At 36.7% G+C, this 9,124-nt stretch carries 9 protein-coding genes and 1 pseudogene; 7 read left to right on the forward strand and 3 right to left on the reverse strand.

Going from position 1 to position 9,124, the window contains the following annotated elements:
* Positions 1-567 (forward strand): IS3 family transposase (locus BMG01_RS09560; RefSeq protein WP_143472293.1); only part of this gene is annotated, 567 nt, incomplete at its 5' end.
* On the opposite strand, the gene BMG01_RS09565 is transcribed toward BMG01_RS09560, so the two are convergent.
* Positions 568-819, reverse strand: a complete 252-nt coding sequence (locus tag BMG01_RS09565) for a hypothetical protein (protein WP_188349647.1) — start codon at positions 817-819, stop codon at positions 568-570.
* A 192-nt stretch (positions 820-1,011) separates the two neighbouring features.
* Here BMG01_RS09565 and BMG01_RS09570 point away from each other — a divergent pair, with 192 nt between their 5' ends.
* The 5 genes and pseudogenes from BMG01_RS09570 to BMG01_RS11040 all read left to right on the forward strand — a co-directional run bounded on the left by BMG01_RS09570 (position 1,012) and on the right by BMG01_RS11040 (position 6,438).
* The gene (locus tag BMG01_RS09570; protein ID WP_004913656.1) at positions 1,012-1,689 is read left to right on the forward strand and encodes a response regulator transcription factor; all 678 of its coding nucleotides are present in this window, start codon (positions 1,012-1,014) and stop codon (positions 1,687-1,689) included.
* Positions 1,690-1,786: 97 nt separating this feature from the next.
* The gene (locus BMG01_RS09575; protein ID WP_233127292.1) at positions 1,787-2,713 is read left to right on the forward strand and encodes a sensor histidine kinase; all 927 of its coding nucleotides are present in this window, start codon (positions 1,787-1,789) and stop codon (positions 2,711-2,713) included.
* A gap of 62 nt (positions 2,714-2,775) precedes the next feature.
* Positions 2,776-3,531: an ABC transporter ATP-binding protein gene (locus tag BMG01_RS09580; RefSeq protein ID WP_004913664.1), complete on the forward strand. Its 756-nt coding sequence runs from the start codon at positions 2,776-2,778 to the stop codon at positions 3,529-3,531.
* Position 3,532: 1 nt separating this feature from the next.
* Entirely contained in the window at positions 3,533-5,497 is a 1,965-nt protein-coding gene (locus BMG01_RS09585; RefSeq protein WP_004913668.1) for an FtsX-like permease family protein, read from the forward strand.
* 129 nt (positions 5,498-5,626) lie between these two features.
* A pseudogene (locus BMG01_RS11040) lies at positions 5,627-6,438 on the forward strand (oxidoreductase).
* 38 nt (positions 6,439-6,476) lie between these two features.
* Here the strand turns inward: BMG01_RS11040 and BMG01_RS09600 are convergent.
* Positions 6,477-7,082, reverse strand: coding sequence for a flavin reductase family protein (locus BMG01_RS09600; protein ID WP_036068259.1), 606 nt, complete (start codon positions 7,080-7,082; stop codon positions 6,477-6,479).
* 86 nt (positions 7,083-7,168) lie between these two features.
* Between BMG01_RS09600 and BMG01_RS09605 the strand changes: the two genes are divergently transcribed.
* Positions 7,169-7,708 (forward strand): helix-turn-helix transcriptional regulator, encoded by a 540-nt coding sequence (locus BMG01_RS09605; protein ID WP_004913678.1) that lies wholly within the window; start codon positions 7,169-7,171, stop codon positions 7,706-7,708.
* Here BMG01_RS09605 and BMG01_RS09610 read toward each other — a convergent pair.
* Complete coding sequence (locus BMG01_RS09610; protein ID WP_004913681.1) at positions 7,667-8,587, reverse strand: IS30 family transposase; 921 nt, start codon at positions 8,585-8,587, stop codon at positions 7,667-7,669. The genes BMG01_RS09605 and BMG01_RS09610 overlap by 42 nt on opposite strands.
* Positions 8,588-9,124 lie beyond the last annotated feature (537 nt).

Here is a 9,124-nt window from a genome sequence, read left to right on the forward strand (position 1 = left end):
CGTCGTTTAATGCGAGAAGCTGGCATATACTCTGTCATGACTCGTCGATTTAACAAACCAACGACAACTGTTGATTATCGTCAACGTCCCAACTTAATCAGGCATTTACCCGAAGCCAATGCTTGGAGCATGGACATCACTTATTTAAAGTTGAGTAATGGTCAGTGGGTCTATTTAGCGTCAGTTTTAGAGTTACAAACGCGTAAGATATTAGCCCATCAAATCAGTGCCACGATGGATACCAAATTGGTAGTTACAACACTACAAAGATCGCTGTCAACTGATAAAAAACCAAATTATTTACACACTGATATGGGCAGTCAGTTCACTAGTTTTGGCTTTGAAAATTTGTTAAAGCGACATAAAATTGATCATTCGTATTCAAAACTAGGACATCCATATGATAATGCCAAAATTGAAAGTTTTCACTCCCTATTAAAGCGTGAAATGATTTATCAATTCCGGTTTCCATCGATTGCACATCTAATTTTAGATGTGTCCAAGTATATTCATTGGTTCAACAACGAAAGAATCAGTCTTGCCAATCAAAAAATAAAAGTTGCCTAATCAGTTCAGCCCTAGATAAAAAATAGTCCGAATTATTGACTTATGAGCAAAAATATCGTCAGTTTCACGTAATCGATTATGCTTACCAACTAGGTTGGCAAACCAATATTCTGTACAAATGCTCATGTCTAGTTTGCGCTCATCATAAGGGGTTTGGGCAGGGTAGCGATTAGAAAAACCATTAAACCAACTTTCGTAGTCATCTATTTGCAATGGTTTAAGAATCAGTCGTTCTGTTACAATGGGTGTCATGCTTTGGATAATTTCTCCTGTGGTATGGGTTATTTGTGATAAATGATAACTAACAGATGACCGGAAAGGGCACAATTTGGTATATCATATATTACAATAGGTATAGTGAAAATCAATAACTATAATTTAACAATAATGTCGGCGCAATACAAGCCTGGCGTTTTGCAATAAGATGAAAAAAGTGGGAGTGCCATGGGTTTTAAAATATTTGTAGTCGAGGATAATCATGAAATTGTTAATTTGTTAAAAAAATCATTATCAAGTTGGGGATTTTTAATTGAAGCGTGCCATGATTTCAATCATGTCAAAACAGAAGTGGATCAATTTTTGCCGCATTTAATTTTAATGGATATTAATTTACCGTATCATAATGGCTTTTTTTGGACACAAGCAATCCGAAAGGACAGTGTGGTTCCAATTATATTTTTATCCAGTCGTGATGACAACACAGATCAAATTTTGGCGATGAACTTTGGCGGTGATGACTATGTCACCAAGCCATTTAATATTGAATTGTTGATTGTCAAAATTAATGCGTTTTTGCGTCGTGAATATACGTTTGTGTCTGATCGAAGCGTTCTAAAATTTCAAGATTTTAGTCTAGATATTATTGATGATCAACTCAAAACGGGAACACGCTCAGTAACTTTGACTAGAAATGAAACCAAGTTGTTACACTTGTTGTTTAGTCATCAATATCAAGTGGTTTCTCGCGAAGATATTATGTCAAATTTATGGGACAATGATATTTTTATTGATCGCAATACGTTGTCAGTGACTTTGGCACGCTTACGTCAAAAAACAGACTCAATTGGATTTGCAAAGTTTTTGGTCACGGTTAAAGGGAAAGGGCTATCGTTAAATGATTAAAAAATGTCTGCAATCAATCTGGTTATTTTTGCTGGATTACTGGTATTTTTACCTGCTTTTTGTCTCCATTTTTGGCGCTTTATTTTGGAGTGTTGTGATGCGCTCTTTAGATATTGATGCTGTAATCGATGCACTTTATGTGGGACTATATTTTTTAATTGGTATGACATTTATATTGTTTTGGCGTTGGTTTCAAACGCGAAAAATTTTGAAAAATGTTTTATCCGATGAGCGATTGTCAGTCGATAATTTAAGCTTGCCAGCGACTTCTTCCGCGGCTCACTTGTATCAAAATTTGCTCAAACAACAGGCAATTCGGCAAAAAAAAGCGTTAGCTACTCAGGTTAACGCCATGCAAGACATTCAAGATTACTATGCCATGTGGGCACATCAAATTAAAGTGCCATTGTCTGTGTTGGATTTGATGAATCAAACCGATACGATTGAAAAATATGAAACGAGTAACCAATTGCTCATTGTGAATCAATATTTGAACATGATGTTGCAATTTATTCGCCTCAAGAATTTACATCAAGACTTGACGTTCAAACCTATCCATTTGCAGGCAATTGTCCGTGATGTGATTAAATCCTACAAATTGTTTTTCATTCGTCAAAATCTATCAGTTTCAATTACGGGCGAAGATTTTACAGTTGTGAGTGATTCTAAATGGATTCAATTTGTATTAGAACAAATTATTTTCAATGCGATTAAGTATACATCACAAGGTTGCATTCAGGTTATATTTGAAAATCATCATCAAGTAGTGATTAAAGATACTGGTATTGGCATTGCAGCCAGTGATTTACCAAGATTATTTGACAAAGGTTATACGGGACTAAATGGTCGTCTTGAAAATAACAGTAGTGGTTTGGGGCTGTTCATGGTGAAGCAAATTTTAAGTGAGCTTGGACATGATATCAAAATTGCGTCGGTGGTGGGGAGCGGCACCACGGTAACAATTGATTTTAAGCAGACAAAAACACAACCTTACGAAACTGTAAGCTTTAGTGACGAGGTGTAAGGCAACTCACCTCTTTTTTCATTTAAAATGAATATAGACATAACAAAAGGGGAATTCATTTTATGACATTACTAAAAGTTGAGCATCTCAAAAAAGAGTATCGAGGTAAATTTAAAAACAATACGGTTACGGCATTGGCTGACGTCAATTTTGAAGTTGAAGCTGGTGAGTTTATTGCAATCATGGGCGAGTCTGGTTCCGGAAAATCGACGCTATTAAATTGTATTGCAACATTAGACAAGCCAACAACAGGGACAATCATGCTTAACGATGAGGATCTAACCAATTTATCTGATAAAACATTGGCAAGCTATCGACGTGATCACTTGGGCTTCGTTTTTCAAGATTTTAACTTACTAGATACAATGTCAGTCAGAGACAATATTTATTTACCACTCGTTTTGGCAAAAAGGACAAAAGATAAATCAGAAAAACTGCACCGATTAGCCGAGCAATTAGGCATTCAAGATTTGCTCAATAAGTATCCTTACGAATTGTCGGGGGGCCAAATGCAGCGAGTGGCTATTGGTCGTGCTTTGATTACTAATCCAGATATTTTACTCGGGGACGAGCCAACTGGGGCACTGGATTCAAAAAATGCGGCTGAAATTTTGTCACTATTTAGGAAGTACAATGAAAGTAATCAGACAATTCTGATGGTCACACATTCAGCTTTAGCAGCCAGTTGTGCCAAGCGCGTTTTATTTATCAAGGATGGCATGGTTTTTCACCAAATTTATCGTGGTAATCGTAATGATCAAGAAATGTTAATCACGATTAATGATGCCACAACAAATTTGTTTGGGGGAGCAATGTGACATGTTATATTGGAAATTAGCTTGGCAATCAATTGTCAAAAATAAGTTAGAATATTTACCTTTTATGTTGGCTGGTACTGCTGCGGTAGCTTTGAACTTGGTCATTCAATTATTGATTTATTCGAAAGGTGTTCAAACACTAAGAGCTAGCAGCTCAGTCATTGAGCTGCTCATGTTTGGACAAGTTGTTATTGGTCTATTGTCTGTCATTTTTTTGCTATATACATACAGCTTCTTGAATAAACGTAAACAATCGGAATTCGGCCTGTTCAGTATTTTGGGGATGCAAAAAAGAGATCTCATCAAAATTAGTTGGCGACAACAATTGATTAACTACATGATTGTCACAGTGATTGGGCTTGTGACTGGCGTGCTGTTTAGTAAACTATTATTATTGCTGTTTATTAAATTAGTTGGGGGCAATAACTTTCAACTCAACATTGCTTTGGGTGCAATCATTTTTGTGATGATATTTTTTGCATTAGGATTCATGCTACTGCTGTTGAGTGATATTTGGGTTGTATGGCGTTTGAAAACAATATCGCTCTTACAAGCGTCACAAAAGGGCGAGCGTGAACCTAAAAGTCATTGGTTATTATTTGGTTTAGGCATTTTACTGTTGGCATGGGGATACTACATTTCATTGACTGTGGACTCGCCATTAAAGGCAATGACAATGTTTTTCTTAGCTGTAATCATGGTTGTGATAGCGACATATTTGCTATTTATTGTGGCATCTACTATTGTGCTAAAAACAATGAAAGGGCACACCAATTACTATTATCAAACAGATCATTTCATTACTGTTTCTAATATGTTGTTTCGAATGAGACAAAATGCCACTGGCTTGGCAAGTATTTCCTTGCTAACTACCATGGCATTGGTTGTAATTGTCACGACCGTATCAATGCTTGTAGGACAGCAAGATTATGTCAATAAACAATTTCCACGTGATATTATTATGACTAACGTGGCTAATAAAAGCATATCGGAAAATAAGGTGAAACAAGCTGCTGCTGATAATGATGTGGCGCTCAGTAAAATGTATCACATGGAAATTAGTAATCCAATCACGGGCTATTTAACCAGCAGCGGTCATGCCATGCCGTTAAGTGGTACAGCAGTTACAAGAGCTGATAATTTGTCAGACTTTCTATTTATGACGATCCAACAATTTAATCAGTTGACAAATCAACATTGTGAGACATTAGCGGCAAACGAAGTCTATGCTTATGATAGGCAAGGTACATTTAAGAATAATACGATCAAATTCTTGAATCAAAGCTATCATGTCAAAAAACATTTATCTAAAATCGATGGCGTGCCAAGTATGCAAGCTAGCATGACTCACTCAATGATTATTGTGATACCGTCTAAGACTGTGACAGACAAAATTGGTTCAGCATTCAATGATTTGGGTGAGAATAAACAATCTATTTCGTATACTAACCAACTTTTATTTGATATCAAAGGCTCAGACAAGCAAAAAGACAAGTTCTTAAAAACATTTAAGGGTGAGCAAAATATTACTGTTGACAGTAAATCAGAAACCATGTCTGTGTTAAAAAGTTTCTATGGGGGATTCTTCTTTATTGGTTTGATTTTTTCAATTAGTTTCATCATGGCGACAGGACTAATTATTTACTATAAGCAAATTTCTGAGGGACGTTCAGATAAGAAGCAGTTTGATATTTTGCAAAAAGTAGGTATGTCTCACAGCGAGGTGAAACGTACGGTCAAATCACAAGTTGTATGGGTATTTGGATTGCCGATTGTGGTTGCAATTGCGCACCTATGCTTTGCAATGCCAATGATGATCAAAATACTGCAACTATTCGGTGTTACGGTAGGACCAGTGGTTTATACAACAATGGGTCTTACGATTGCTGGGGTCGTGCTAATATATTTTGGTATCTATCTGAAGACATCAAAAACATACTTCAAACAAGTGGCACGAAAATATTAAATCGTAATGAAACACGCCATTTAAATTATTTTTCATTTTTAGTCATGATGAGGTTAACACTGAGTCGTGGCTTTTTATGTCTGTCAAAACATGCTAAAATCTAAGGCAAGTAAGTGGAGAATAAAAACGATGGTGGCACAAAAAGTGGTTTTGATTACAGTAGCTAGCAGTGGTATTGGTTATCAAACAGCTAAAAAATTAGCGGCTCAACAGTTCAAAGTCTATGGTGCGGCTCGACGTGTAGACAGGCTGGCACCATTAGTTCAGCTAGGTGTCTCACCAATTTACATGGATATCACTGATGATGAGACAATTACTAAGGCAGTGGCGCACATTATTGAGGCGTCTGGGCGAATTGATATTTTAATCAACAATGCTGGGTACGGATCCTATGGTGCCATTGAAAACGTGCATATTTCGGAGGCTAAAAAACAATTTGACACTAATTTATTTGGATTAGCCAAATTGACACAACTAGTCTTACCTTACATGAGAGCGCAACAGTCTGGTCGCATTATCCGATGGCTGGTAGAATTACAACTTATATGGGTGCTTGGTATCATGCCACAAAATATGCGCTAGAAGGATTTAGTGATGCGCTGAGAATGGAAGTAAAGCCTTTTGGCATTGATGTCGTGCTCATTGAACCCGGTGGTATTAAAACGAATTGGGGTATAATAGCGGCTGATAATCTTAAAAAAACGTCTCAAGGAACAGCTTACCAAGAACATGCTTTAGCGGCAGCAGAACGAATGAGACAACTTTATTCATCAGATAAGTTAACTAATCCAGAAGTGATAGCGGATACAATTGTGAAGTCTGTCATCAATAAACGCGCAAAAACAAGATATTTTGTTGGTTATGGTGCCAAGGCATTAGTTGCGTTACACACTATTTTGCCAACACGCGCGTTTGACAAGATCATTCAAAAGCTTGTTTGATAGTGTCATCAATATCTTTTACTGATTAGTTGGTTGGTTTAATGACTGACATCCAAGTATTCTTCAAATCGAAAATTTTGTCCTAAACTAGCGGAGGTTGTTGTGTATGATCGGAATTGATAAAGTAGGGGCTGCCATTTTGTGACGTCGATATGATTATTGTCATGTAGAATTGAAGTATCAACGAAAGTTCTTTTAATTTTGCAAATAATAATGGCAAAATCATCCTGAGGCGCAATATTTTCAATGATAACTTCAATTCGAATTGGGCATTCACGTATAGCAGCTGTTTTGACAGTTGTGCTGGGGATTTTGGTAAAACCACCAAGCTGGAATTTGTCAGAACAGTATTGATAACCCATCATTTTTTTATTACGATCAATATGTGATTTTCCAGTTGTTCTTGCGATACGCTCAATATTGGACCAAATTTTACTATCGGCAATGTTGATAGTTGCCTCTTGCGTTGTCAGCATGTTTTGATAGGCTTGCCCCTCTAAACTTACACCAAGTACAACATGATTATTTAGTGTCCAAGATGAACTGATAGGCGAAATATTGTCTGTGCCGTCAATACTTTGTGTTGCTAAAAGTGTGACTGGAAATCCATAGTAGAGGCTCTCTTTGTGAATTTGTTTGAACATTTTGCTGTCATCCTTTTCGATGTGATACAGTTATTTTATATGAAAGATTGTTCGATGCGCATCGATATGTTTTTGAAAGGAATTTTATGACAGAACAAGGTTTACCAAATATGATTGATGTAACTAAATTACTTGCTGATCAATCTAGTTTAACGATTCTAACATTTCTCATGGATGGCCGATTTCACACGGTTCATGAAATTGCCAAAGTTGCCACGATAAAGGATCAAACAGCTTCTTATCATTTAAAGAAATTTTATAATGAAGGCTGGTTGGACTATTATAAACGCGGTAAGTTCGTTTATTATCAGTTGAGTAATTTAGATATTGCACATCTAATTGAACAATTAATGGTGATTAGCCCTAAAAAATTGACACAATCATATCATCAAAGAATGGCGCTTAATAAACTTGCTTATTGCAGAAGTTGTTACACTCACATGGCAGGCAAGGTGGGGGTTGATTGCTATGACTACTTAATCAATTCCGGTTTTCTGGTAGGATATCAAAATGAATTGCAATTAACGAGTGAAGGGCAAGAATTGTTTAAATCATTAGGCATTGATATTGGTAGATTGCAAGAATTAACCGAACACTGCAAACTGCAGAAAAACCTTTCGTGGTGATTGCCAGTTGAGCGTTTTCATTGGTCTGGCATTAACCCAATGATTGATTTGTTCTAATTCTTTCTGACTGATGGTTTCAATTTTGCGTTCTTTTGGGATAAAACGCCGGACATATCGATTCAGCACTTCATTACTACCACGTTCTTCTGGTGAATATGGATGCGCAAAATACATCGGTATTCCTAGCTGTTCTTCTATTTCATCATATTTGGCAAATTCCCGACCGTGATCAACTGTGATTGATTTAGCATTTTTGATACCCTTGAAAAAACTAATAATTGCCGGTGTCACTGCCTGACTATTGCGGCCACTGACATGTCTCATGATATGTTGTCGACTCAATCGTTCTGTGATGGTCACTAAAACATCGCCACGTGTTTTACCAGATTGCATCGTATCAACTTCAAAATGACCAAATTCTTGTCTTAATTGGACAGTTTTTGGTCGTTTTTCAATTGAACGGCCATGAGCAAAAACACGTCTACGGCCATCAGATTGACGCTTACGTCGGATGCCTTTATCAGGTAAATCTGACACCTCAATTTTAAGCAAACCATGATGAATCCAGTTATAGATAGTCTTGAAAGCAATACCCAATACATGAGCAGCCGTTTCTGGCGACCACTTCAAGATACCAATGTGATGGTTCAAAAAAGCTGATATTTCGGGTGTTAAGGACGGATAGCGACCATGTTTGTGCCGATTACACTGGGCTAAATGATGAGCCTGTTGTGCATTGTATGGTTTAATTCGATTTAACTCGTAGGTAATAGTTGCAGGAGGACGCTTTAAGAAACGGGCGACTTCACGAGTTGAATGATTAAGTTTGATCATTGTTTCAATGACATAACGTTCGTGAGCTGATAAACTAGAAGACATAAGCTGCAGATCCTTTATGGTTGATTTTGGTCAATTACCATTAAAGTCTCTGCAGCTTTTTTATGCAAGGTGTTCGGTTTAATTTTACAATCTGCCATATATTAAAAAAATTCTGATAGTGGTTATCCATGACATAACATTATTTTGCGGTAAATGAATGAGAATCAAGTAACAATAAACTTTCGTTGTAATATTTTTTGCCATCAAACAGAGAATTCGGCTCTTGACCATAGCCTCTGAACCCCAATTTACAATACAAATGCCGTGGACTATTGTTATCCGTCAAACATGTCAATTTTACAATCTACCACACTCAAACTTTTTTGGATTGAGTGTCGTTGAATTATTTTTTGTAAATTAACTAAAGCTCATCCCGTTGGATGGGCTTTTTTGTTTGCCTCAGGAAAAATCATTTACCTTTATGACAATTTTTTGATTCTTGTTATTCTGTGCGTGTGTTGATAACACAACAAAGAAAAAGGAGGACTTTTTGAATGAAAAAGTCAAATGCACATAACAAGTTTCTATGGGAGCGTC

The sequence above is a fragment of the Leuconostoc sp. BM2 genome (genome assembly GCF_002095565.1).
GTDB lineage: Bacteria > Bacillota > Bacilli > Lactobacillales > Lactobacillaceae > Leuconostoc > Leuconostoc falkenbergense.